Source organism: Janthinobacterium tructae, assembly GCF_006517255.1.
Taxonomy (GTDB): domain Bacteria; phylum Pseudomonadota; class Gammaproteobacteria; order Burkholderiales; family Burkholderiaceae_D; genus Janthinobacterium; species Janthinobacterium tructae.
This window is the reverse complement of record NZ_CP041185.1, coordinates 3,377,119-3,402,227: the sequence shown is the minus strand read 5'-3', so window position 1 is coordinate 3,402,227 and position 25,109 is coordinate 3,377,119. Positions and strand designations below refer to the sequence as shown.

Genomic DNA, 25,109 nt, shown 5'->3' with positions numbered 1-25,109 from the left:
CGTTAAAACTTCGTACGTACGGTGAACATCACATTGCGCGGTTCGCCGTAAAAGCCCGTCTGGAACAGGCCCAGTCCCGTGAAGTATTTCTTGTCCAGCAGGTTGTTCACGTTGAGACTGGCCGTGACGTTCTTGCTGATCTCGTAGCGGGCCATCAGGTTGAGCAGCGCGTAGCTACCCTGCTTGATGCGGGAATTGTCCACGATGGAGGGGTTCCAGATATTGCCGTAGTAGCTGCTTTGCCAGTTGATGCCGCCACCGACGGTCAGCTTGTCCAGGCTGGCCGGCAGGCGCCACGTGCCTTGCACGCGCAGCAGGTGGGCAGGCTGCGTGGTTTGCAGCATGGTGGAAAAGACATCCTTGCCATCCGCGTCGCGCACGTGGGTGTAGGTGTAGCCGGCGCTCAGCTTCACATCCTTCATCACTTCGCCCGTCACTTCCATTTCCACGCCGCGGCTGGTGACGCCGTCGATGGCTGTATACGCTTCTTCGCCGTTGACTTCGCCCACAGAGCTGGCCACGTTGCTTTGACGGATCTGGAACAGGGACGCGCTGGCATTGACCTTGCCCTCCAAATATTCTGCCTTCACGCCTGCTTCAACACCCTTGCCGCGCACGGGCGACAGAAAGTTGCGGTTCACGTCGCGGTTGCTCTGCGGCGCGAAGATGCTGGTGTAGCTGCCGAACACGGAGTACGTTTTGTCGAGGTCATACACGACGCCCGCATACGGCGTGATGACGTTATTTTCCTTGATGCGCGAGGTGATGCGCGCGCTCTTGGGGTCGAAGAAGCTGCGGTCCTGCTCCTGCTTGTAGTTGCTGACGCGCGCGCCGACGATGACGGACAGCGCATCGATGGGATGCAGGCGCACGGCGCCATACAGGCCGCTCTGGCGCGTGCTGTCGTTGTCGTTCCCCAGGCGCTTGAAGGCCGGTTCCGCATACTGGCCGCGCCAGTCGAAATAGCTGCCATCGAGGGTTGGATAGATCGATTCGTAGACGGGGCCGTCCTGCTTGGCCGTTGAGGTGGAGTAGCCGAGCATCGCTTCATGCCGGCGGCCGAAGGCCGTGAATGGCCCGCTGGCGTCCACGTTGACGGTGGTCTGGCGGCGGTCGCCCTTGTATTTGCCCATGAAGAAAAACGCGCCTGCGCCTGTGACAGGGTTGGGATTGCCGCCGCTGGCCGAACCGAGCACGCTGTCATGCTTGCTGCGCAGCTGGTTGGCGCTCAATGTCAATTTCCACGCGTTGGCGAAGCTGTGTTCGAGCGACGAGAACAGCGTGGTGTTCTGCATGTCGCGCCGGCTCCAGTCCGTGGCCGGATTCCACGCGGTGGGGAAATCCGTGCGGGTGCCGTCGGAAAGCAGCACAGGGAAGCCCGTCCAGGTCGAGCCGCGTGGCTTGTAATCCTGGTGCGTGAAGCCGGCCGTCAGCAGGGTGACTTGTGTCAGGTCCGCCTCGATGATGCCGTAGGCGACGGATTTTTGCTGCGTGTAGCGGTCCAGGTAGGAGTGTTTGTCCTGGTAGGCGCCCACCAGGCGGCCGCGCAGCGTGCGGCTGTCGTTCAGGGGGCCGGAGATATCGGCTTCGCCTCTGTAGTTGTCCCACGATCCCGCGCCCACGGTGGCCGAGCCCTCGAAGTGGGCGGTGGGGCGCTTGCGCACCATGTTGACGGTGGCCGACGGGTCGCCCGAGCCGCTCATCAGCCCCGTCGCGCCCTTCAGCACTTCGATGCGGTCATAGATGGCCATGTCGCTGTTGGTCGTGCCCCAGTCGTAGACGCCGTCATAGATGGCCGACACGCCGTCGTACTGGAAATTGGTGACGGCAAAGCCGCGCGCCTGGAAGCTCCAGCGGTCGCTGTCATAGTTTTGCACGCTCACGCCATTGACGTTTTTCATGACGTCGGAAACGGCGTTGCTGTTCTGGTCATCCATCTGCTGGCGCGTGACGATGGTCAGCGACTGCGGCGTTTCGCGCTGCGTCAGGGCCAGTCCCGTGGCGCCGCTGGCAGGGCCGCCCGTATAGCTGCCCGTGCCGCTGGTGGCGGCGTTGCGCTCGGCCGCCGCCACCACGGTGACGCCGCTCATGACGGCCACGCCACGGCTGTCCGTCGTGGGTGCGCTGGCGCTGGCGGGGATCTTTTGCAGCAGGTAGCCGCCATTCGATTGCGGCACGGCTTGCAGGCCGCTGCCGGCCAGCAGCACGCGGAAACCGTCTTGTACGCCATAGCTGCCTTGCAGGCCGGCGCTGCGCAAGCCTTGCGTGGACTCGCTGGAGAACGACAATAAAATGGCGCTGTCGCTGCCGAAGCGCGTCAGCACGTCACCGAGCGCGCCGGCCGGAATGCCATAGACGCGTACTTGCTGGCTTTGTGCCAGGGCTGATGCCGGCAGGGCCAGGGCCAGGGCCATGCCGATCTGCGACAGGGCGCAGGCCAGGACGGTGCGGGTAAGGAGGGAACGCGAAGCGTGATGCATGGAATGTAACCTTTCGTGGATGCGCAAGATGGAGACTGCCTGTCTACCAAGTCACGCGAGCACGGCGAAACAGCTCACTTTGCGGAAAATATTTTTCAGCGCGCCGCCAGTTCGATGCGCACCACCTGATGGCCCCAGAAGCGCGTGACGGTATTACGCCGCAGTTGCAGGCTGGCGCTGACGGCGTCGAGGATGGCGCCCACATCGGCCAGCGGGTAGGAACCGGACACGCGCAAGCCGGCGATGGCCGGCGCGCAGCCCAGCGGATGGTCGCTGTAGCGCGACAGCTCGGCGAGGAAATCGGCCAGGCGCATGTCGCGCGCCACCAACATGCCGTCGAGCCAGGCGCCGCCATACGGTGCCAGCGCCTGGCGGTGCAAGCCCGTGCCGTCGAAATGCGCGCCCTCGCCTGGATGCAGCACCAGGCGCTGTGCGCCATCGCCGGCCAGCACGGCGACGGCGCCTTCGAGCACGCCGGCGCTGGCGTATTGCTCGTGCAGGCGCACCGTGAAACGCGTGCCCAGCGCCTGCAGGCTGCCATGTGGCGTATCGACGAAGAACGGTCGTTGCGCCGCATCTTTGCCGGTGGCGATGAAGATTTCACCGGCCAGCAGTTGAATGCGGCGTTGTGCGCCGTCGTAAACGACATTCACGGCGCTGCTGGTGTTGAGCGTGAGCCGGGTGCCGTCAGCGAGGGTTACGACGCGGCGCTGGTTGACAGCCGTGCGGTAATCTGCCATCCAGCCGCGCCATGGGCTGCGGCGTTCGAACGCATACAGCGAGGCGCCGCAGCCCATCAGCAGGGCCAGGGTCTTGACGGCATGGCGGCGCGGCGCGTTGGCTTGCACGCAGGCGCGCAGCAGGCTCGCGTGCGCCGCGGGCGGCAGATGCTCGTGCTGCGTTTGCAGCTGCTGCCACGCCTGCGTGGCGCTGCCGGCCCGCTGCAGATGGCGTTTTACTGTCGCCAGCGAGATGCCGAGCCGGCGCGCGATGTCTTCCTGCGGCAGCTCGTCGAGCTGGCGCAGCAGGAAAGCCCGCTTCACTGGGGGCGGCAAGCCGTCGAGCATGCGGTCCAGTTCAAACACGGTGGCCAGCAGCAGCGCGCGTTCTTCCGGTGATGGCGCATGCAGGGGCGGCAGCTGCGCCAGCGCATCGAGGTAAGCCTGTTCCAGCTTCTGGCGACGGTAATGGTTGAACAGCACGCGCTGCGCCACGGTAGCCAGAAAGGCGCGCGGTTCGCGCGCGGCGACGGCTTCCTCGCGGTCGAGCAGGCGCATGAAGGTGTCCTGCGCCACATCGGCCGCGCAGGCCGTGCTGCCGAGTTTTTTACGCAGCCAGCCTTGCAGCCACCCGTGGTGGTCGGCATACAGTGTCGCGATGTCCTGGCGTTGTAGCGGCTCTGCCAGCGGCATCGCGTTCCCCTTGCATGGCCGGCCCGGATGGGCTGGTATTTTTAAACAATAATAAGAATCATTCTCACTTATTGTAACAAGCGGGGGTGGGGGCTGTAAATGACGGGAGAGGCGGGGTGTGGTTTTTTGGGTTGAGGGGCGGTAGGTCGGATTAGGTGGGGCCGCCGAGGTCCGAAGGACCGTAATCCGGCAACATTGTTGGCCCGGCCGGTGGTGCTGTCGGATTACGCGGCGTGCCGCCGCTAATCCGACCTACGTTACCAGGCAGAGCAGCGTCAATAGTTCATCGGCTCGCCGCGAAAACAGCGGATCGCCGAATCGACCATGCCCTCGGCGCTGCCCTGCAGGCTGTGCTGCTTGCGCAGGTATTGCGCATCGCTCCATTGCTTGGCCACGTCCGACAGGTGTTTCAGGGCCGGCGTGCTGCCCAGCGCCTCGGCGTGCGGCTCCATCTTGCGCAGGGTGGTCATGATGTCTTCACGCAGCGACATCGTTTCGTAGGTTTTCGGATGCGTGATGGCGCCATCGAGGCCGAAGCGGCAAGCCTGGAAGCGGTTGTAGTTATACACGAGGTAATCGTCTTCCACCGGCGGCACCTCCTTGCGTTCGAGCAGGTAGCGGCACAGCGCCTGCAGGTAGGCGGCCAGCGCGGCGGCCCGCTCCACCGTCAGCGGCGTGTCGCACACGCGCAGTTCGATGGTGCCGAATTCCGGCTTGGGACGGATATCCCAGTAAAAGTCCTTCATGCTCTTGATGATGCCGGTGTTCTCCATCTTGGCAAAATACTCGTTGGAGAACTGCTCCCAGCTCAGCGTAAACGGCGCGCGCCCGCTCATGGGAAACGCGAACACGGAGTTCAGGCGGGCCGAATCGAACAGGGTGTCGCGTCCCTGCACGTAGGGCGAAGAAGCCGACAGGGCGATGAAGTGGGGGATGTAGCGGTTCAGCGAATGCAGCAGAAACATGGCGTCGTCGCCCGAAGCGCAGCCGATGTGCACGTGCTGGCCGAAGATGGTGAATTGCTTGGCCAGGTAGCCGTACAGTTCCGAAATCTCCTGGAAGCGTGGCTTGGAAAAGATCTTTTGCGACGACCATTGCTGGAACGGATGCGTGCCGCCGCCGGCGATGCCGATATTGAGCTTGTCGCCGGCCGTGATCAAGGTGTCGCGGATTTCCTGCAACTGTTCCAGCAGGGGGCCGTGATGCGTGTGCACGCTGGAGTTAATCTCGATCATGCTCTCGGTGATTTCCGGCGTGACGTTGCCGGGGAACGGTTTTTTATTCAGCAGATGCAGCAGGTCGGGACTGGCGGCCGTCAAGTCGTAGTCCGACAGGTTCACCAGTTGCAGTTCGAGTTCGACGCCGAAGGTCAGCGCGGCCGATTGGCCAAAGGGTTCCAGCGGCATTTAGCGCTCCTTGATTTCGTGGGTTTCTTTGGCCAGCATCAGCACGCGCTGCACCAGCACGGGGCCGATCAGTTCCAGGCCCAGGGTGATGGCGGCCAGGGCGTTCAATTCGTCGCCGAAGTTCACGCCGTGCTGGCGCGCGTGCTCGAGCAGCAGGATGATGAAGACGGAGACGGGCGTCAGCGCCACGCCCGTCAGCACGCCCTTGCGCCAGGAAATGCCGCTGACATGCGAGAACGCAGCGACGCCGGCGACTTTCGTCAGCAATCGCCCGCCGACGACGGCCAGGGCCAGGCCCGCGCCGGCCGTCACGCTGGCCCATTCCAGGGTCGAGGCGGCATACACGAACAGCAGCACCGTCAGCAGCTCGCCCAATGCGCCGAAATTGCGCTGCGCCTGGCTGAAGGCCACACGGCGGTGGCGTGCCACCAGGCCGAACGTCAGGGTGGCCAGGAGCGGCGACAGGCTGGTGGTGTAGGTCAGGGCGACGAGCAGCATCACCGACAGCGCAAACGCCACGGTGGCGTCCTGCGCCATATTGCCCAGGCGGCGCAGCATGGCCGGCACGACGATGCCAAAGACGGTGCCGGCGGCCACGGAGGCGGCCAGCACGGCGGCGCTGCTGCTGCTCGCCTCGATCAGGTCGGTGGAGCTCTGGAACATCCAGAAGCCGACGATGATGTTGAACGTGAAGACGGCCAGCACGCAATTGAGGGCGGTGAGGTGGACGATGCGTTCCGTCACCTGGCCCGAGCTGCGTTCCTCGTTGATGACGCGCATGATGGTGGCCGGCGAAGTTGACATGGCCAAGGACGCCAGCAGCAGCGCCGTCATCGAGGTGCTGCCGAATTCGATGCCGATGAAGTAGACGACGGCAAAGGTCAGTAGCGATTCGACCAGGCCCGTGACGGCGATCCACGGGTTGTTCTTCAGCCAGCGCAGGTTGATGCGGTAGCCCACCTCGAACAGGATCAGGCCGAAGGCCACGTCGGCCAGCACCAGCATGGGGCCGGCGTCCGTCTGCGGCAGCACGCCTACCTGCGTCTGCGCCAGGACGAAACCGATCACGCCGTAAAAACTGATGCGCGGCAGGCCCGTCCAGCGGTGACCGAATTCGCCCACCACCCAGGCCAGGGTAATGGCGAACGGCCAGGACAGGTCGGCGGCGATCGAGATCAGACTTTGCATGCTCATTCCTTTGAAAATGGCGCTGGCACCGGCCGGCAGCACGGAGGCTGGCGCGGCGAGGTCGTGGTGCAGCGATGGTGCATGGTTTGCGCAGAGCGATACGCCGATTCTACCGGAGCAGAAGGCGCGCACGATGTGCGCAATCGAACAGTGTCGCGGCCATGGCGGCCGCGCACAGGATGCAGCAGGATGGGGCAGGGCTGGTGTCAGCGTATGGTACCCGCCCGCAGCGGAGATGCTCCGCACGGTAGTTTTATACCGCAGTGTACGACATGGCGGCGGCATGCCGCCATGGACTTTTTGTTGCGTGCTTTTATTTACTGAGCAGACGCATGCCCCGTTCCAGCCCGTCGATCGACAGGGGGAACATGCGGTTGTTCATCAATTGCCGCATCACGCCGATCGACTGGCGGTACTGCCACAATCCCTCCGCCTCGGGATTGAGCCAGATGAATTTCGGGAACGCCTGGGTAAAGCGCGCCAGCCACGTCGATCCCGCTTCCTCGTTGTTGTATTCGACGCTGCCGCCCGGCTGCAGGATTTCATAGGGGCTCATGGTGGCGTCGCCGACGAAAATCAGCTTGGTGTCGGGCGGGTATTTGCGCAGCACGTCCCAGGTGGAGAAGCGCTCGGCGTTGCGGCGCCGGTTGTTCTTCCACAAGGTGTCGTAGACGCAGTTATGGAAGTAAAAGAATTCCATGTTCTTGAATTCCGTCTTCGCCGCCGAAAACAACTCCTCGGTGCGCTCGATATGGTCGTCCATGCTGCCGCCCACATCGAACAGCATCAGCACCTTGATGCGGTTCTTGCGCTCGGGCCGCATACGGATGTCGAGGTAGCCCGCGTTATTCGCCGTGGCGGCGATGGTGGCGTCGAGCGCCAGTTCGTCTTCCGCGCCTTCGCGCGCGAACTTGCGCAGGCGACGCAAGGCCACCTTGATATTGCGCGTGCCCAGTTCGCGCTCGGTGTCGTAATCCTTGTAGCTGCGCGCTTCCCAGACCTTGACGGCCGTGCGGTTGCCGCCCTTGCCGCCGATGCGGATGCCTTCCGGATTCGTGCCGCCATTGCCGAACGGTGAGGTGCCGCCCGTGCCGATCCACTTGCTGCCGCCCTCGTGGCGCTCCTTCTGCTCCTTCAGCAGTTCATTGAGGCGGTCCATCAGCTTGTCGTAGCCGAATTTTTCCAGCTGCGCCTTCTGCTCTTCGGACAGTTCGCGCTGCATGCGTTTCAGCAGCCAGTCGAGCGGAATCGCCGCGTTCGTCTCGAAGGCCGCATTGACGCCCTTGAAGTACTGCGCAAACGCGCGGTCGAACTTGTCGAAATGGGCTTCATCCTTGACCAGGGTCAGGCGCGACAGATAATAGAAATCGTCCATCGAGGCGCCGATGACGTTCTTTTGCAGCGCTTCAAGCAGCGTCAGAAATTCCTTGATCGAGACGGGAATTTTCGCATCCTTGAGCGTGAAGAAGAAATCGATCAGCATGGCGCTTCCTTTGTCCCTGCCTCGGTCCCTTCACCTCCTGCGGGAGGCAGTGCGGCGATGGGGCGCTGCGCCAGCTTGTAGCGCAGATGGGCGGCAATTTCGGGCCATTCGCCGCGCGTGATGCTGTACATGACGGTGTCGCGCACGGTGCCATCGCGGCGCAGCGCATGGTGGCGCAGCACGCCATCCTTTTTCGCGCCCAGGCGCTCGATGGCCGCCTGCGAGGCGTAGTTGAAATTATCGGTGCGCAGACCCACCAGCGCGCAGCCGAGGGTGTCGAAGGCGTGCGCCAGCAGCAGCAATTTGCAGGTGGTGTTGACGTGGCTGCGCTGGCAGCGCTGCGCATACCAGGTGTAGCCGATTTCCAGGCGGCCAATGGCTGGCAGCACGTCGTGGTAGCTGGTGGTGCCGAGCACCTCGCCGCTGGCCACGTCGATGACGGCAAAGGCGAAGCGTGAAGGGCGCATTTCGATGCCCTTGAAAATATACTGGTCGACCTGCTCCGGCTCGGGCACGGAGGTGACGCGCAGATTCCACAGCTCGCCATCCGTGGCCGCCGCGCGCAGGCCTTGCGCGTGGTGCGGCGCCAGCGCTTCGAGGCGGATGCCGTGCAGTTCCAGGGGCACGAAGACCATGTCCGGGCTGATGTCGTTCACCGGCGCTCCCTAGCGGTTGGTACGCGACATGAACATCAGGCGCTCGAACAGGTGCACGTCCTGCTCGTTTTTCAGCAGCGCGCCGTGCAGCGGCGGCACCACGGCTTTATTGTCCTTGCTGCGCAGCGCCTCGGCCGGGATGTCTTCGGCCAGCAGGAGCTTGAGCCAGTCGAGAAATTCCGAGGTCGACGGTTTTTTCTTCAGGCCCGGCACGTCGCGCACTTCATAGAAGGTTTGCAGCGCCTGGGCCAGCAATTCCTGTTTCAGGTGCGGGTAGTGGACCGCGACGATCTGCTCCATCGTGTCCTTGTCCGGGAATTTGATGTAATGGAAGAAGCAGCGGCGCAAGAAGGCATCCGGCAATTCCTTCTCGTTGTTCGAGGTGATGATGACCAGCGGACGATGGCGCGCCGTGACCATTTCGCGCGTTTCATACACATAGAATTCCATGCGGTCGAGTTCGCGCAGCAGGTCGTTCGGGAATTCGATGTCAGCCTTGTCGATTTCATCGATCAGCAGCACCACCGGTTCGGGCGCCGTGAACGCCTGCCACAGCACGCCCTTGACGATGTAGTTCTGGATGTCGCGCACGCGCTCGTCGCCCAGCTGCGAATCGCGCAGGCGCGACACGGCGTCGTACTCGTACAAGCCCTGCTGCGCTTTGGTGGTCGATTTGATATGCCATTGCATCAGCGGCATGTTCAGCGCGGCCGCCACTTCCTCGGCCAGCATGGTCTTGCCCGTGCCCGGTTCGCCCTTGATCAGCAGCGGGCGCTGCAGGGTCAGCGCCGCGTTCACGGCCAGTTTCAGGTCGGCGGTGGCGACATAGCTGTCGGAACCTTCGAAGCGTTGGCCTTGCTGGGAGTGCTGTGCTTGCATGAGCGGTCTGCCAAAGTGGGGAAATGGAGAGTATAAACAGAACTGTGGCGCACCGCCACGCGGACGGGCTGTGCCCGCCTGCCTACAATGCGGGTTTTATAGGTGGACTTGCAAGAATATCTTGGCTAGAATCGGCAAGCAGCAGATTAATTGTCAACCTTAATTGTCAACACATAAGATCAAAAAAAACCAGCTCTGGCGTTTCTCCGATTACCTTTGTTCACATTGCCACTATGAAAAAAATATTTGCACTTCTCGTGCTTGCCGGCATAGCAAATGCCGTCACAGCGGCTGACATTGTAGGAAACGCCAAGGCAGCGACTGCCAAGGTGGAAATGTGTATCGGTTGCCACGGCATTCCCGGTTACAAGGCGACCTTCCCCGAAGTGTTCCAGGTGCCGATGATCGGCGGCCAGCCGGCAAAATATATCGAAAATGCGCTGCAAGCCTACAAGAAGGGCGATCGCAAGCACCCCAGCATGAAGGGCATCGCCAGCAGCCTGTCGGACCAGGATATCGCCGATGTCGCCGCGTATTATGCGCAACAAGCCAAGCCGAACTGAGGATCAGCCAGATGAAAACACTACTCGCCGCCCTCGTTTGCGCCACCGTCTCGTTCGGCGCCAGCGCCGCCGGCAATATCAATACGGGCAAGGCCCTGGCCGAAAAATACAGCTGCGCCACCTGCCACGGCAAGGATTACGGTTCGCCCATCGACCCCTCGTACCCGAAACTGGCGGGCCAGCACAAGGATTACCTGGAACACGCCTTGACGGCGTATAAACGGGGCGACAAGGCCAATGGCCGCAGCAACGCCATCATGACGGGCCAGGTGAAACCGCTGAGCAACCAGGATATCAAGGACCTGGCCGCCTACCTGCACAGCCTGCCGACCACCCTGGTGATTCACCGCTGAGCTTTAGCCCGGCTCAGGCTTTCAGTCCCACCCGGCGCGCCAGCTTATGCAAATTGCTGGCGTCCAGCCCTAACTGACGCGCGGCAGCGGCCCAGTTATCCTGATGCAGGGCCAGCGCTTGGCGGATGGCCTGGCGCTGGCTCGCTTCCACGATCTGATGCATCGACAGCTGCGGCGCCGCCGGCGTGCCGCACGCGACTGGCACTGGCGGCTGCGCATCCGTGCCGGCCGGCGCTTCCAGCGCATCGAGGTCGAGCATATCCGTTTCCAGGGTCACGATGTCCTTGCGGTTCGCGCCGCGGATCACCGCTTTCAGCGCGGCCCGGCTGATCACATGTTCGAGTTCGCGCACGTTGCCCGGCCAGCGGTAGTGGCACAGCGCGTTTTCCGCCGCGGCGGACAGGCGCAGGCTGCGCAGGCCCAGGCGCGCGCGGTTCAGTTCCAGGAAACCGCCGGCCAGCAGCAGCACGTCGTTGCCCCGCTCGCGCAGCGGCGGAATCGGCACGGGATACACGGATAAACGGTGATACAGGTCGGCGCGGAACGTGCCGTCTCGCACATGCTCGCGCAAGCTGCGGTTGGTGGCGGCGATCACACGCACGTTGACCCGGCGAGGCCGGTCCGCGCCCAGGCGCTGGATTTCGCCATTTTGCAGGGTGCGCAGCAGCTTGGCCTGTATCGACAGCGGCAATTCTCCCACTTCATCGAGAAACAGCGTGCCCCCCTCGGCCGCTTCGAAACGGCCAGGCCGGTCGCTGACGGCGCCGGAAAACGCACCGCGCACATGGCCGAATAATTCGCTTTCGGCCAGGGACTCGGGCAAGGCCGCGCAATTGACGTGGATCAGCGGCTTGCCGGCGCGGCGCGACAGCCGGTGCAGGCGGTGCGCGCACAGTTCCTTGCCCACGCCCGTCTCTCCCAGCAGCAGCACGGGAAGATCCGATTCGGCCACCACCTGCAATTCGTGCAGCAGCTGCATGATGGCGCCGCTCTGGCCGACGAAGTCGTGTTCCTCGCGCGGCGCTTGCGCGTCGGCCTGCATGGCGCCGCCCGACAGGCGCAGGGCGCGGATTTCCGTTTCCAGGCGGGTCACGCGCACGGCCGCCTCGATGGCGCAGGCCAGCTCGCCCAGGTCGCGCTGCGCGCGCGCGTCGAAGGTACCCACCTGCAGCGCATCGAGCGTGATCACGCCCCAGCGTTCGCCTTCCAGGTCCAGCGCCATGCCCATGCAGTCGTGCACGGGCAGCGGCTCGCCGGCCCGTTCGGCGATCAGGCCATCGTAGGGATCGGGCAGGGAGCTGTCGTGATGGAAGCACAGCACGCCGCGCCGCTGCAGGATGGCGGCCAGGCGCGGGTGGTCGGCGACGGCGAAGCGGCGCCCTAGCGCGTCGCTGGCCAGGCCGGCCATCGCCACGGGGCGCAGGTGTTCGCCATCGAGCTTGAGCAAGGCCACGGCCTCGCAGCCGAAGTGGGCGCGCAGGCTGCCCACCAGGCGCTGCAGGCGCACGGCCACGGGCAGGTCGGCGACTAGGTCGGTGAGTAACAGCAGGTGGATGGCAGTGGTGGTCATAAGTACCATGCAGGGTACAACGAACCCTGCTTAAACAGGGTCATACCGACCCTGCATTTTTCAAATCGTTGATTTAAAACAAGTTTTTCCTGGCACACGGATTGCCTAGATAAGTGTGCCGAACCGGCATACAAGACCAAGGAAAGCTTGATGAAAACGACTCCCTCCCTCCGCGCCATTGCCGCCGCCGTCTGTGTCCTGGCCATGCCCCTGTCCGTGCAAGCCCAGGCGAGCCTGCCGGCCAGCGCTGCCGCTGCCAGCCAATCCTCCGCCGCTGCGACGCTCAAGCGCTATGAACTGCAAACCAATATCGTCGACGGCAAGATGGTCTTCATCGACGCCAAGGGCCAGGTCAACCCGGTGCTGGCGGCCAAGGTGGGCGATACGGTCGAACTGGTGCTGAAAAGCGGCGAAGGCGCCGAGCACGACCTGCTGATCCCGGAGCTCAACGTGGCATCCGCCAAATTCAGCGCCAATAGCGGCAGCACCAGCGTGCGCTTCAAGGTCACGCGCGCCGGCACGTTCACCTATTACTGCTCGATTCCCGGCCACCGCCAGATCGGCATGGAAGGCAAGCTGGAAGTCGCCGGCACGTCGCTGGCCGAAGCCGGGGCACCGAAGGCTGCCGCCGCCGGCAGCACTGGCAGCGAGTCCAGCCAGGCCGCCGCGCTGGCCCTGTACACACCCGCGCCGTCGCCGATGCGCGGCCCCGATCCGTCGGCCGTCAGCGTGGCGGCCAACCCGGCGCAGGTTCCCGTCGCCGTCGGCGCGCGCGCGCCGCAGTTGCTCAAGTACCGCATGGAGACGGTGGAATTGCCGGGCAAGCTCGATGACGGCACCACTTTTACGTACTGGACCTTCAACCGGCAAGTGCCTGGCCCGATGCTGCGCGCGAAGGTGGGCGACACGGTGGAACTGACCCTGTTCAACGCCAAGGACAGCAAGATGATCCACTCGATCGATTTGCACGCCGTGACGGGCGGCCATGGCGGCGGACAGCACACGCAGGTCGCGCCGGGGCAGGAAAAAACCGTCACCTTCAAGGCGCTCAATCCGGGGCTGTTCGTCTACCACTGCGCCACGCCGCTGGTGCCGCAGCATATCGCGGCCGGCATGTACGGCATGATCCTGGTCGAACCGGAAGGCGGCTTGTCGAAGGTGGACCGCGAGTATTACGTGATGCAGGGCGAGATGTATACGGGACGTCCGCATGGCGCTCCCGTGCATCAGGAAGCGAACCTGGAAAAAATGGCCAATGAGCTGCCCGACTACTACGTCTTCAATGGCGAAGTGGGCGCCCTGAGCAAGACGCATAAATTGCAGGCGAAAGTCGGCGAGACGGTGCGCATCTATTTCGGCGTGGGCGGCCCGAACAAGATTTCGTCCTTCCACATCATCGGCGAGATCTTCGACAAGGTGTATAGCGAAGGCTCGATCAGCAGCCCGAAACACGACGTGCAAACCACCCTGGTGGCACCGGGCGGCGCGACCATCGTCGAACTCAAGGTGCAGCACCCGGGCAGCTATCTGCTGGTCGACCATGCCTTGTCGCGCGCCGGCAAGGGCGCCGTGGGCGTGCTGGAAGTGACTGGCGAACCCGTGCCCGGCGTCTACCACGCGGGCGCCGTACATTAAATCTACCTATTCATCCTCAAGGAACTGTTATGGAAATGATCGAGTTATCCCTGGGCCAGCTGGCCCGCCGCATCCCTGGCGCCACGCGCCTGTTCGATGCGCACCGCCTGGATTTCTGCTGCGGCGGCAACAAGACCCTGCGCGCGGCGGCCGCTGCGGCCGGCGTGGACACGGCGCCCATCGTCGAGGAACTGCGGCTGCTGGCAGAGCGCGCAGATACCAGCGGCGAGCGTGACTGGCAGGACGCCCCGGCCACCGAACTGGTGGAACACATCCTGGCGCGCTATCACTCCGTGCACCGCGAGCAGTTGCCCGAGCTGATACGCCTGGCGCGCAAGGTCGAGCAGGTACATGGCGACCGCGCCGACTGTCCGCACGGGCTGGCGGAACACCTGTCGGCCATGGCGCAGGAGCTGGAAAGCCATATGCGCAAGGAAGAAGATGTGCTGTTCCCGATGATCGTGCGCGGCCAGGGCCCGCGGGCCGGCGCGCCCATCAACGTGATGCGCATGGAGCACGATGACCATGGCGTGGCTCTGCGCGCGATGGAGGCGATGACGAACGATATCACCGCGCCGGCTGGCGCCTGCACCACCTGGCGCGCGCTGTACACGGGCTTGCGCACCTTCCGTGCCGACCTGATGGCGCACATCCATACTGAAAACAATATCCTGTTCGAGCGCTTTGCGCCGGCCGTGGTGCACTGACAAAAGGAAAGACCCATGGGTCCCTATAAAAAACTCTGGTTCACCCTGATCGGTGTGCTGATCGTGACGTTTTCGCTGCTCGGCTACTACGGCACGGAAGTCTACCGGCAGGCGCCGCCCATTCCCGCGCAAGTGCTGGCGCAAGATGGCCGGCAACTGTTCGACCGCGAGGGCATCCTCGACGGCCAGACGGCCTGGCAATCGGTGGGCGGCATGCAGCTGGGCTCCATCTGGGGCCACGGCGCCTACCAGGCGCCCGACTGGACGGCCGACTGGCTGCACCGTGAACTGACGGCCTGGCTGGAACTGGCCGCGCACGAGCAGCATGGCAAGGCTTACGCGGCGCTCGACGGCCCCGCGCAGGCGGCGCTGCGCGAAGCGCTCAAGATGGAGTACCGCGGCAACCGTACCGATGATGCGCAAGTGCTGCGCCTGTCGGCGCGCCGCGTGCAAGCCATCGCCAACACGGCGCACTATTACGACCAGCTGTTCTCCGACGCGCCTGCGCTGCACGCCAGCCGCGAGCATTTCGCCATGAAGGAAAACACCCTGCCCAGCGCCGAGCGGCGCGCGCAGATGACGCAGTTCTTCTTCTGGACGGCGTGGGCCGCCGCTACCGAACGTCCGGGCCAGAAAGTGACCTATACGAACAACTGGCCGCATGAACCGCTGATCGGCAACCAGCCCAGCGGCGAAAACCTCGTCTGGTCGGTCGCCAGCGTGGTGGTGCTGTTGGCCGGCGTGGGCTTCCTCGTCTGGGGCTGGGCCTTTTTGCGCGACCATGACGAAGCGCTGCCGACGCCCGGCGCGCGCGATCCTTTGACGACGTTTGCGCTCACGCCCTCGCAGCGGGGACTGGGAAAATATCTGTTCCTGGTGGTGGCGCTGTTCATCTTCCAGGTCTTCATCGGCGGCTTCACGGCGCACTACACGGTGGAAGGGCAGCAGTTCTACGGCATCGACGTGTCGCGCTGGTTCCCGTATGCGCTCACGCGCACCTGGCATATCCAGGCCGCGCTGTTCTGGATCGCCACGGGCTTCCTGGCCGCCGGTCTGTTCCTGGCACCCCTGATCAATGGCGGCAAGGATCCCAAGTGGCAGCGCCTGGGCGTCGACGTGCTGTTCTGGGCCCTGGTCGCTGTCGTCGTCGGCTCGTTTATCGGCAACTACCTGGCCATTGCGCAAGTGATGCCGCCCGAGTGGAATTTCTGGCTGGGCCACCAGGGCTATGAATATGTGGACCTGGGACGTTTGTGGCAGATCGGCAAGTTTGTCGGTATCTTGCTGTGGCTCGTGCTGATGCTGCGCGGCGTCGTGCCAGCCCTGCGCCAGCCGGGCGGCGACAGGAACCTGCTGGCGCTGCTGACCGCATCCGTGGGCGCCATCGGCCTGTTCTATGGCGCCGGCCTGTTCTACGGCGAACGCACGCACCTGTCGGTGATGGAGTACTGGCGCTGGTGGGTGGTGCACCTGTGGGTGGAAGGCTTCTTTGAAGTGTTCGCCACCACGGCGCTGGCCTTCATCTTCTCGACCCTGGGCCTGGTGTCGGTGCGCATGGCCACGACGGCCAGCCTGGCGTCGGCCTCGCTGTTCATGCTGGGCGGCATACCCGGCACCTTCCACCATCTGTACTTTTCCGGCACCACCACGCCCGTGATGGCCATCGGCGCGAGCTTCAGCGCGCTCGAAGTGGTGCCGCTGATCGTGCTGGGCCACGAGGCCTGGGAGAACTGGCGCCTGAAAGCGCGCGCGCCGTGGATGGAGCAGTTGCGCTGGCCGATGATGTGCTTTGTCGCCGTCGCCTTCTGGAACATGCTGGGCGCCGGTGTCTTCGGCTTCATGATCAACCCGCCCGTGGCGCTGTATTACATCCAGGGACTCAACACCACCGCGACGCATGCGCATGCGGCGCTGTTCGGCGTGTACGGCTTCCTGGCGCTGGGCTTTACCTTGCTGGTGCTGCGCTATTTGCGGCCCGATTACCGCTTCAGCCCGGCGTTGATGAAGACGGCGTTCTGGGGCTTGAACGCGGGCCTGGTGCTGATGCTCTTTACCAGCTTGCTGCCGATTGGCATCATCCAGTTCCATGCCAGCGTGACGGAAGGTCTGTGGTATGCGCGCAGCGAGGCATTCATGCAGCAGCCGCTGTTGCAGAACCTGCGCTGGGTACGCACCTTCGGCGACGTGGTGTTCATCGTCGGCGCCGTCGCCATGGCGCTGCAGGTGGTGCTGGGGTTGATGGGCAAGGCGCCGAAGGCAGCTGTACTGCAGCCACAGGCGGTGTAGCCCGGTTAACGTCTGCGCACGCAGTCGATATACGCGTCCGTGTCCGGCGGCAAGCCCGAGCGCTGCGAAGCCCAGATCATCTGGCCCAGGCATTCCATCACTTCGTGCTGGGCTGCATGGGCCGAATCGAGGCGCTGCGTGAGTTGCTGCACGGCCGGGCGAATGCCGCGCGGCTGGTCCACCTGCACCTGCTCCGTGATCGACAGATGCATGGACAGGTGCAGGAAAGGATTGGCTTGTCCCCCTTCGACGGAATAGTCGCGCGCCAGTGCCGCTTCCACATCGGAGAGCTCGTTTTCATACTCGGGATGTTCGAGGATCCAGTCGAGCGCGATGGCTTCCATCGGCGTGAGGATCTCATGGGCGCGGTGCTTGCGCAAAGTGTCGCAAAAGAAGCGGCGCACATCGTCGGAAGAGGGGTTGAACATGGCTGAAGGACTATGGCTAAAGGGCAGCCGGCATTGTACCGCGTAGATACGCAAAGGGCATCGGGGATGCCCTTTTTGCCGTCTGGCGCCCGCTTGCGTGACCCGATAGTCACCGCAATTTAATACCCTGCAGTAAGTATTATCCACTACCGCCGCAGGCTGGCGGTGCCAAATAACGGTGATAAAATCGCCGCTCTTGATATTTGCTCTGGACATGACGGCGATTTCATTGCCGGTTTTTCAGCCGACAACGTAGTCCGCGCTGTCCATTGCCCGCACCTTTGCCACCAGATCCTGCTCTCGGGATATCCCGGAGCGCGGCAGCATGCCTATCACCATCGACATTGCGCTGTCCGGCCGCCCTGGCGTTCCGGTTGGCCAACTGTTTTCATTTCATACAGCGATGGTGCCGCCACGGTGGTGCGCAAGAATCATCCTTCAGTATCCAAAAATGGAGTTACGTATGCGTAAATCGCTATTACTTTTGATGTCGTGCCTGATCCTGGCGGCATGTGACAAGACCCCTCCGGCTTCGTCCGAAAAACCGGTCGATGTGCTGCTGATCGGCGCCGGCACCATGAGCGCCACCCTGGGCAGCATGCTCAAGGAACTCGATCCTTCGCTGACGATGGAAATGGTCGAGCGTCTCGATTCTGTCGCCGCCGAAAGCTCGGACGCGATGAACAACGCAGGCACGGGCCACTCGGCGTTTGCCGAACTGAACTACACGCCGGAAGCGGCCGATGGCAGCATCGAGACCAAGAAAGCCGTTGCCATCAACGAGCAATTCGAAATTTCCAAGCAATTCTGGGCTTATCAGGTGGCCAACAAGCACCTGGGCGCGCCGCAAACCTTCATCAACAATGTGCCGCACATGGCCTTTGTGTGGGGTGACGACAATATTGCCTTTTTGAAGAAGCGCTACGCCGCGCTGCAAAAGGAAAACCTGTTTAAGGGCATGCTGTTCTCGGAAGACCCGGCGCAGATCGCGCAATGGGCGCCGCTGGTCATGCAAGGGCGCGACCAGGGCCAGAAAGTGGCCGCGACGCGTATGGAAATCGGTACCGACGTCAATTTCGGCAACCTCACGCGCGGTCTGGTGAGCTACCTGACGGACAGCCATGGCATGGTCCTGCACCTGCGCCATCAGGTGGAAGACATCCAGCGCGGCGCCGATGGCGTGTGGAACGTGACGGTGAAAGACCTGGTCGCCGGCAAGGAAAAAACCATGCGCGCCAAGTTCGTCTTCATCGGCGCCGGCGGCGGTTCGCTGCCGCTGCTGGAGAAATCGGGCATTCCTGAAGCCAAGGGCTATGGCGGCGTGCCGGTGGGCGGCCAATGGCTGGTCACCACCAATCCGGAACTGGTGGCGGCGCATGCGGCCAAGGTCTACGGCAAGGCATCCGTCGGTTCGCCGCCGATGTCCGTGCCGCATCTCGATACGCGCATCATCGATGGCAAGAAAGCGCTGCTGTTTGGCCCGTTTGCCACCTTCTCGACCAAGTTCCTGAAAAACGGTTCGTGGATCGACTTGCCTGCCTCGATCGGCACGGGCAATGTGAAACCGATGCTGCAGGCCGGCTACGACAATATTCCGCTGACCAAATACCTGGTCGAGCAAGTCATGAACACGCCGGAAGACCGCTTGAAGACCCTGCGCGAATACTTGCCGAACGCCAAGATGGAAGACTGGACCTTGCAAAACGCTGGCCAGCGCGTGCAGATCGTCAAGGATGACCCGGTCAAAGGCGGCTTGCTGCAGTTCGGCACGGAAGTCGTCGGCGCCGCCGATGGCAGCATCGTTGCCCTGCTGGGCGCCTCGCCTGGCGCCTCGACCGCGCCGCCGATCATGATCAAGGTGCTGCAAACGGCATTCAAGAGCCGCCTTGCGACGCCGGAATGGCAAGCGAAGATGGTGGAAATGGTGCCGTCGTACGGTCAAAAGCTGAACAATGACCCGGCTCTGGCCAACAAGATCCGCCACTACAGCAGCAATATCCTGGGCTTGAAAGCCATTACCCTGGACGTTCCCGCCGCTGATTAACACCTAACCAAACCTACTGCGCGTCGCGCTTTGCGGCCTGCGATGCTCACCGTACTAGAGTACGGTTGCGCTTCTTAGCCACAAATCACTGCCGCTCGCTACGGTTTTGTTAGGTGTCGAAACTGTCTGCATTTTTAAAAGAAAGTTTCTTACCGGTATGTAAAAAGGGGCAGCCTGGTCAGGCTGCCCCTTTTGCGTGGGAAGTGCGTTCATTGCGGCGGACTACCCCTTGCCCGGCAAGATCAGCTCCGGTGTACACCCTTCGGCGGCAATGCCGTCGCAAGGCTTGGCCAGTACCGCACCGTCCTGCGGGCGCGGCGCATGGGGTTGGCGCAGGTAGCGCGAGGTGTGGCGCTGCGCTTGCTGTGCGTTGCCATGCACGGGCCAGGTCAGGAAGCGGGACAGCTCCTGCAAGGCGCGCTGGTACACATCGCGTTTAAATTCAATGACGACATCGAGCGGGACCCAATATTCATGCCAGCGCCAGGCGTCGAACTCGGGATGGTCGGTCAGGCGCAGATTGACGTCGTTATCGCGCGCGCACATTCTCAGCAGAAACCAAATCTGCTTCTGGCCACGGTAATGGCCGCGAATCTCGCGCTTGATGAAGTGGTCTGGCACTTCATAGCGCAGCCAGTCGCGGGTGCGGCCGACAATTTTGACGTGTTCCTGTCTGAGTCCGATTTCCTCTTCAAGTTCGCGAAACATGGCTTGTTCCGGTGTTTCGCCATATTTGATACCGCCTTGTGGAAACTGCCATGAGTGCTCGCGCACCCGCTTGCCCCACCACACCTCGTTCTGGGCGTTTAGCAGGATGATGCCGACGTTGGGCCGAAACCCTTCACGGTCGAGCATAATGCACCTCAAACTTTCTGCGACCGAGCGTCCTTTTTTTACATAATTACCCACAACTTCGCAAGCCGGTGACCTTTTCGGGGTGCGAAAAGCGCCGGAATCGCACCAATTGAGCGCATTTGTGTAAAGTATGGACGCATCAGCCAGCTAATCCTTTAAAATTAGGTTGATTATAACCCTCTCTTTTTAAAAAGAATTCACCGTTATGCGCGCCTCCCGTTTTTTTATTTCCACACTTAAAGATGCACCTTCTGACGCGGAAATCGTCAGCCACCAATTGATGATGCGTGCAGGCATGATCAAACGCCTCGGTTCCGGCATCTATACCTACATGCCGATGGGCTTGCGCGTGATCCGCAAGGTGGAAGCCATCATCCGTGACGAGATGAACAAAGCCGCCGGTATTGAACTGCTGATGCCGCTCGTGCAGCCGGCCGAACTGTGGCAGGAGACGGGCCGCTGGACCAAGATGGGCGACGAACTGATGCGCGTGAAAGACCGTCACGGCCGCGAATACGCGATCCAGCCGACATCGGAAGAAGTCATCACTGACGTCGTGCGCACGGAAATCAAGTCCTATCGCCAGCTGCCGCTGAACTTCTATCATATCCAGACCAAGTTCCGCGACGAGCGCCGTCCCCGCTTCGGCCTGATGCGCGGCCGCGAATTCACCATGAAGGACGCGTACTCGTTCGACCGCGACCTGGCCGGCATGCAAGCGTCGTACAAGGTCATGTTTGACGCCTACACGCGCATCTTCACCCGTTTCGGCCTGAAATTCCGCGCCGTGGCCGCCGACAACGGCGCCATCGGCGGTTCCGGTTCGCATGAATTCCACGTCATCGCCCACACGGGTGAAGACGCACTCGTGTACTGCCCGACGTCCGACTACGCCGCCAACATGGAAGCGGCCGAAGCGCTGCCGCCAGCGGGCGAGCGCCCGGCCGCCGCTCAGGCGCTGACGAAAACGGCCACGCCGGACACCGTCAAGTGCGAAACCGTGGCGGCCCTGCTGGGCATAGCTTTGTCGCAGACCGTGAAAACCATCGCCCTGACGGTGGATACGACGGGCAAGGATGACAAAGTCACGCAACAGCATTTCATGCTGCTGCTGCGCGGCGACCATGAATTGAACGAAATCAAGGTGGGCAAGGTTGCCGGCCTGGCCGGTCACCGTTTCTCGACGGAAGCGGAAATCCTGGAAGTCTACGGCACGATTCCCGGCTACCTGGGCCCGATCGGCACGAAAGCACCCGTCACCGTGGTGGCGGACCGCACGGTCGCCCACATGAGCGACTTCGTCTGCGGCGCGAATGAGGCCGGTTTCCATTACACGGGCGCCAACTGGGGGCGCGACGTGGCCGAGCCAGCCATCGTGGCCGACTTGCGCAATGTCGTCGCCGGCGACGCTTCGCCGGACGGCCAGGGTGCACTCGCCATCGAGCGCGGCATCGAAGTGGGCCACGTGTTCCAGCTGGGTACGGCGTACTCGGAAAGCATGAAAGCCACCTTCCTCGACGAGAACGGCAAGCCTGCGCCGCTGCAGATGGGGTGCTACGGTATCGGCGTGACGCGCATCCTGGGCGCCGCCATCGAACAGAACTTCGATGACAAGGGCATCATCTGGCCCGCCTCGATCGCGCCGTTTGAAGTCGTGCTGTGCCCGATGGGCATGGACCGCAGCGAACTGGTCAAGGAAGAGACGGAGAAGCTGTACGCGGCCCTGCAAGGCGCTGGCGTGGATGTCATCGTCGACGACCGTGGCTTGCGCCCTGGCGCCATGTTTGCTGACTGGGAACTGATTGGCGTGCCGCACCGCATCGTCATCGGCGAACGGGGCCTGAAAGAAGGCAAGCTGGAATACCAGGGCCGCCGCGACGCGGAAGCCACTGGTGTGGCGCCGGACGAGATCGTCGCCTTCATCCAGGGCAAAATGGCGCAGTGAAGCGTCCATCCGTAAGCAAGGTGGCTGGCGCGCTCGCGCTGGCCGCCGGCCTGGCCTGCGCTTTCCCGGCGCAGGCCGGCAACCAGAAAGAGGAGGCGCTGGCCGACTCCGTCCGCCTGGCCCTGTCGCACGCGATCCGCGACGAACGCCCGCCGCAACCAAAATTTGCCACCCCCATCGAACTGCAGCGCTACCAGCAATGGCTGGCGCAGATGTCGCAACGCCTGCAACGCAAGCTGCCGGACGCGCAGCTGCGCACGGAATTTTTGGAAACCGTCTGGTATGAAGCGCGCCGCGCTGGCCTGGAGCCGGCCCTGGTGCTGGGCCTGATCCAGGTGGAGTCGGCCTACCGCAAATATGCCGTCTCGCTGGCTGGCGCACGCGGCTACATGCAGGTGATGCCGTTCTGGACGGGCGTCATCGGCGACCATGACCGCAGCAAGCTATTCCACATGCAAACGAATTTGCGCTATGGCTGCGCGATCCTGCGCATGTACCTGGATATGGAACGCGGGGATTTGTACCTGGCGCTGGGGCGGTATAACGGCAGCCGGGGGCGGGCCGAGTATCCGAATGCGGTGCGGGCCGCGTGGAGCCAGTGGGAATTCAAGCCGGCAGGGTAGGTCGGACATAGGTCGGACGTAGGTCTGCAAGACCGTAATCCGACAACATTGTTGGCGTTTGCAGCCAAAAAAAATGCCCCGCTCGCTGAATCAGCTGCGGGGCACTCGCTCGGTGTTGGGCCGGCGCGTATCTGATTATTTCAAATGATCGGAGATCAGTTTCGTCATTTCAAACATGGAGACTTGGGCTTTGCCGCCGAAAACAGCTTTCAGCTTGTCGTCCGCATTGATCATGCGGCGGTTGGCCGGATCTTGCAGATCGAGTTTCTTGATGTAATCCCATACCTTTTTGGTCACTTCCGTGCGCGGCAGTGGTGCTGCGCCAACAACGGCGGCCAGATCTTTCGATGGCGTCATTGCTTTCATGAATGCTGCGTTTGGCTTGCGTGGTGTTGCCGGTGCTGCCGCTTTCTTCACCGCTGCTGGTTTAGCTGCTGCTTTGGCTGCGGGTGCTGCTTTTTTGGCGGCTGCAGGCTTGGCTGCTGCTGCTGCTTTGGCTGGCGCTGCTACTGGGGTTTTTTTGGCTGTTGCCATCTTCGAGCCTCCTTAACAAACACATGGGAAATTGCGCAATTAATCGCACGGCTAATATTGGTGTGGATTTACCTTGTATGCAAGTGTTTTTCACGTTTTCACGAGGAAAAGGCAGGGAAATGGCGATGCTGTCGCCCGGGCGCACCGCTTGGGGGCGCAGAACGGCGTTTTTGCCCGTAAATGGCATGGTTACTGGCTATGCGGGGAGGGGCACTGCGGGGGGAGGGGAAGAGTGATGCCGGACACATGAAAATGCAATCCGGCATTATTTAGAACGATGTTTTTCGGGTTTTAAAGCGATGATCCTGCGGCATCTCGAAGGCCTTCAAAATCACAGCGAGCGGATGGTGTGTGGCCGAGAAGCGCAACCGTACTTTAGTACGGTGAGCATCGCCGGCCGCAAGGACCACCGCGCAGCGGATTTTGAAGCCTTTCCTCATCGCGGATTTTGAAGCCTTACCTCATGCCGGGCATCATGCCTTTCATGGAACGCATCATCTTCATCATGCCGCCGCCCGACAATTTCTTCATCATCGTCTGCATTTGCTCGAATTGCGTCAGCATGCGGTTTACTTCCTGCACTTGCACGCCGGCGCCGGCGGCGATGCGGCGCTTGCGCGTGGCCTTGATCAGTTCAGGCTTGGCGCGTTCCTGCGGCGTCATCGAGTCGATGATGCCGCACATGCGGCGCACCTGTTTATCGGCTTGATCCATGTTCTTGCCGCCTGCCGCCTGCTGGAACTGGGCTGGCAGCTTGTCCATCAGGTTGGCCATGCCGCCCATTTTCTTCATCTGGCCCAGTTGCGCCTTGAAGTCGTTCATGTCGAACTTGCCGCCGACCTTGATTTTTTGCGCCAGGTCGGCTGCCGCCTTGCTGTCGACGCCCTTGCGCGCCTCTTCCACCAGCGCGAGGATGTCGCCCATGCCCAGGATGCGGTTGGCCATGCGGGTCGGGTCGAACGCTTCCAGGCCGTCGAGTTTTTCAGAGACACCGGCAAACTTGATCGGCTTGCCCGTGATGTGGCGCACCGACAGGGCCGCACCGCCGCGCGCATCGCCATCGAGCTTGGTCAGCACGATACCGGTCAGCGGCAGCGCATCGTTGAAGGCTTTCGCCGTATTGATGGCGTCCTGGCCCAGCATGGCGTCGACGACAAACAGGGTTTCGATCGGTTTCACGGCGCCGTGGATGGCAGCGATTTCGCGCATCATCTCTTCGTCGATACCGAGGCGACCTGCCGTATCGATGATCAGCACGTCGTGGTAATGCTTTTTCGCCCAGTCCAGCGCGGCCAGGGCGATATCGACCGGCTTGTCCGTGCTGGCGGACGGGAAGAAGTCGGCACCCACCTGGGAGGTGACCGATTGCAGCTGGGCGATCGCGGCAGGGCGGTACACGTCGGCCGAAACGGTCAGTACTTTCTTCTTCTTTTCTTCTTTCAGGTACTTCGCCAGCTTGCCGACGGTGGTGGTCTTGCCCACACCCTGCAGACCGGCCATCAGGATGATGGCGGGCGGTTGCTGCGCAAAGCTGATCTGCGACGCTTCCGGTCCCAGGTCGGCGCCCATCAGGGCGGCCAGCTCGCGCTGCACCACACCGACCAGGGCCTGGCCTGGCGTGAGCGAGGAAATGACATCCTCGCCCATGGCTTTTTCTTTGACTTTGGCGATGAATTCGCGCACGGCGGGCAGGGCGACGTCGGCTTCGAGCAGCGCCAGGCGCACTTCGCGCAGCATGTCGGCGGTGTTCGCTTCGGTCAGGCGCGCCTCGCCGCGCATGGTCTTGACGACTTTGGCAAGCCGTTGGGTGAGATTATCTAGCATGATGAACCTGCAATGAAAAGCTTGGGAGTGGGCGGCGAAAGCCGGACGATGGCCGTCATTTTACCTTATCGCGGTTGGCTGGCGGTCCTGCGCTGCAGCGCCTGGCGGTTGGCCGGCTTTTGAATTAGTTGGTATTTCTGCCAACGCCGCGATTGCATCCAAGGCATTGCGCGGTTAGAATGAGAATAATTCTTATTTACATTCTCGGGTGACGCACGCCTGAGCCGAAAGGGATGCC

General features: G+C 62.5%; 20 protein-coding genes and 1 pseudogene. 8 read left to right on the top strand and 13 right to left on the bottom strand.

Going from position 1 to position 25,109, the window contains the following annotated elements:
• Window positions 1-2: 2 nt before the first annotated feature.
• The 8 genes and pseudogenes from FJQ89_RS14885 to FJQ89_RS14855 form a co-directional block, all read right to left on the bottom strand.
• The gene (locus FJQ89_RS14885) at window positions 3-2,480 is read right to left on the bottom strand and encodes a TonB-dependent siderophore receptor (RefSeq protein WP_141170733.1); all 2,478 of its coding nucleotides are present in this window, start codon (window positions 2,478-2,480) and stop codon (window positions 3-5) included.
• Window positions 2,481-2,575: 95 nt separating this feature from the next.
• Window positions 2,576-3,220, bottom strand: a complete 645-nt coding sequence (locus tag FJQ89_RS28465; protein WP_243136572.1) for a FecR family protein — start codon at window positions 3,218-3,220, stop codon at window positions 2,576-2,578.
• A gap of 189 nt (window positions 3,221-3,409) precedes the next feature.
• Window positions 3,410-3,892: pseudogene (locus FJQ89_RS28460) on the bottom strand (sigma-70 family RNA polymerase sigma factor); the annotation flags it as partial.
• A gap of 275 nt (window positions 3,893-4,167) precedes the next feature.
• Window positions 4,168-5,298: a YbdK family carboxylate-amine ligase gene (locus tag FJQ89_RS14875; protein ID WP_071075480.1), complete on the bottom strand. Its 1,131-nt coding sequence runs from the start codon at window positions 5,296-5,298 to the stop codon at window positions 4,168-4,170.
• The gene (locus tag FJQ89_RS14870; RefSeq protein WP_071075481.1) at window positions 5,299-6,486 is read right to left on the bottom strand and encodes a cation:proton antiporter; all 1,188 of its coding nucleotides are present in this window, start codon (window positions 6,484-6,486) and stop codon (window positions 5,299-5,301) included.
• Between the two features lie 313 nt (window positions 6,487-6,799).
• Window positions 6,800-7,969 carry a vWA domain-containing protein gene (locus tag FJQ89_RS14865; protein WP_141170731.1) on the bottom strand — a complete coding sequence of 390 codons (1,170 nt, stop codon included), beginning with the start codon at window positions 7,967-7,969 and terminating at the stop codon, window positions 6,800-6,802.
• Window positions 7,963-8,604 (bottom strand): GNAT family N-acetyltransferase, encoded by a 642-nt coding sequence (locus tag FJQ89_RS14860; RefSeq protein ID WP_141172816.1) that lies wholly within the window; start codon window positions 8,602-8,604, stop codon window positions 7,963-7,965. The genes FJQ89_RS14865 and FJQ89_RS14860 overlap by 7 nt, the downstream gene beginning before the upstream one ends.
• Before the next feature lie 30 nt (window positions 8,605-8,634).
• Window positions 8,635-9,504 carry an AAA family ATPase gene (locus FJQ89_RS14855; protein ID WP_071075484.1) on the bottom strand — a complete coding sequence of 290 codons (870 nt, stop codon included), beginning with the start codon at window positions 9,502-9,504 and terminating at the stop codon, window positions 8,635-8,637.
• Window positions 9,505-9,737: 233 nt separating this feature from the next.
• On the opposite strand from FJQ89_RS14855, the gene FJQ89_RS14850 reads away from it, so the two are divergent.
• Window positions 9,738-10,067 (top strand): c-type cytochrome, encoded by a 330-nt coding sequence (locus FJQ89_RS14850; RefSeq protein WP_092796428.1) that lies wholly within the window; start codon window positions 9,738-9,740, stop codon window positions 10,065-10,067.
• 11 nt (window positions 10,068-10,078) lie between these two features.
• Window positions 10,079-10,420, top strand: coding sequence for a c-type cytochrome (locus FJQ89_RS14845; protein ID WP_141170730.1), 342 nt, complete (start codon window positions 10,079-10,081; stop codon window positions 10,418-10,420).
• A 13-nt stretch (window positions 10,421-10,433) separates the two neighbouring features.
• Here FJQ89_RS14845 and norR read toward each other — a convergent pair whose 3' ends face one another.
• On the bottom strand, window positions 10,434-11,990 hold the full coding sequence (gene norR, locus FJQ89_RS14840; protein WP_141170729.1) for a nitric oxide reductase transcriptional regulator NorR: 1,557 nt from the start codon (window positions 11,988-11,990) through the stop codon (window positions 10,434-10,436).
• 150 nt (window positions 11,991-12,140) lie between these two features.
• On the opposite strand from norR, the gene nirK reads away from it, so the two are divergent.
• The 3 genes from nirK to FJQ89_RS14825 are packed head-to-tail and all read left to right on the top strand — an operon-like array spanning window position 12,141 to window position 16,618.
• Window positions 12,141-13,625, top strand: coding sequence for a copper-containing nitrite reductase (gene nirK, locus FJQ89_RS14835; protein WP_141170728.1), 1,485 nt, complete (start codon window positions 12,141-12,143; stop codon window positions 13,623-13,625).
• 29 nt (window positions 13,626-13,654) lie between these two features.
• Window positions 13,655-14,332: an iron-sulfur cluster repair protein YtfE gene (ytfE, locus tag FJQ89_RS14830; protein WP_141170727.1), complete on the top strand. Its 678-nt coding sequence runs from the start codon at window positions 13,655-13,657 to the stop codon at window positions 14,330-14,332.
• A gap of 15 nt (window positions 14,333-14,347) precedes the next feature.
• Complete coding sequence (locus tag FJQ89_RS14825) at window positions 14,348-16,618, top strand: nitric-oxide reductase large subunit (protein WP_141170726.1); 2,271 nt, start codon at window positions 14,348-14,350, stop codon at window positions 16,616-16,618.
• A 5-nt stretch (window positions 16,619-16,623) separates the two neighbouring features.
• Here FJQ89_RS14825 and FJQ89_RS14820 read toward each other — a convergent pair whose 3' ends face one another.
• On the bottom strand, window positions 16,624-17,046 hold the full coding sequence (locus FJQ89_RS14820) for a DUF1841 family protein (protein WP_070218599.1): 423 nt from the start codon (window positions 17,044-17,046) through the stop codon (window positions 16,624-16,626).
• A gap of 463 nt (window positions 17,047-17,509) precedes the next feature.
• Here FJQ89_RS14820 and mqo point away from each other — a divergent pair, with 463 nt between their 5' ends.
• Window positions 17,510-19,090, top strand: coding sequence for a malate dehydrogenase (quinone) (gene mqo / locus FJQ89_RS14815; RefSeq protein ID WP_423245165.1), 1,581 nt, complete (start codon window positions 17,510-17,512; stop codon window positions 19,088-19,090).
• A gap of 222 nt (window positions 19,091-19,312) precedes the next feature.
• Here the strand turns inward: mqo and FJQ89_RS14810 are convergent, their stop codons facing one another.
• Entirely contained in the window at window positions 19,313-19,945 is a 633-nt protein-coding gene (locus FJQ89_RS14810) for an RNA pyrophosphohydrolase (protein ID WP_096237857.1), read from the bottom strand.
• Window positions 19,946-20,150: 205 nt separating this feature from the next.
• Between FJQ89_RS14810 and FJQ89_RS14805 the strand changes: the two genes are divergently transcribed.
• Together FJQ89_RS14805 and FJQ89_RS14800 are read left to right on the top strand one after the other, a co-directional pair.
• A complete protein-coding gene (locus FJQ89_RS14805; RefSeq protein ID WP_141170725.1) occupies window positions 20,151-21,890 on the top strand; it encodes a proline--tRNA ligase in 1,740 nt (579 codons plus the stop codon).
• Window positions 21,887-22,513 (top strand): lytic transglycosylase domain-containing protein, encoded by a 627-nt coding sequence (locus FJQ89_RS14800; protein ID WP_141170724.1) that lies wholly within the window; start codon window positions 21,887-21,889, stop codon window positions 22,511-22,513. The genes FJQ89_RS14805 and FJQ89_RS14800 overlap by 4 nt, the downstream gene beginning before the upstream one ends.
• 135 nt (window positions 22,514-22,648) lie before the next feature.
• On the opposite strand, the gene FJQ89_RS14795 is transcribed toward FJQ89_RS14800, so the two are convergent.
• The gene (locus tag FJQ89_RS14795) at window positions 22,649-23,047 is read right to left on the bottom strand and encodes an SWIB/MDM2 domain-containing protein (protein ID WP_141170723.1); all 399 of its coding nucleotides are present in this window, start codon (window positions 23,045-23,047) and stop codon (window positions 22,649-22,651) included.
• A gap of 456 nt (window positions 23,048-23,503) precedes the next feature.
• A complete protein-coding gene (ffh, locus tag FJQ89_RS14790; RefSeq protein ID WP_071075497.1) occupies window positions 23,504-24,871 on the bottom strand; it encodes a signal recognition particle protein in 1,368 nt (455 codons plus the stop codon).
• Window positions 24,872-25,109: the final 238 nt, after the last annotated feature.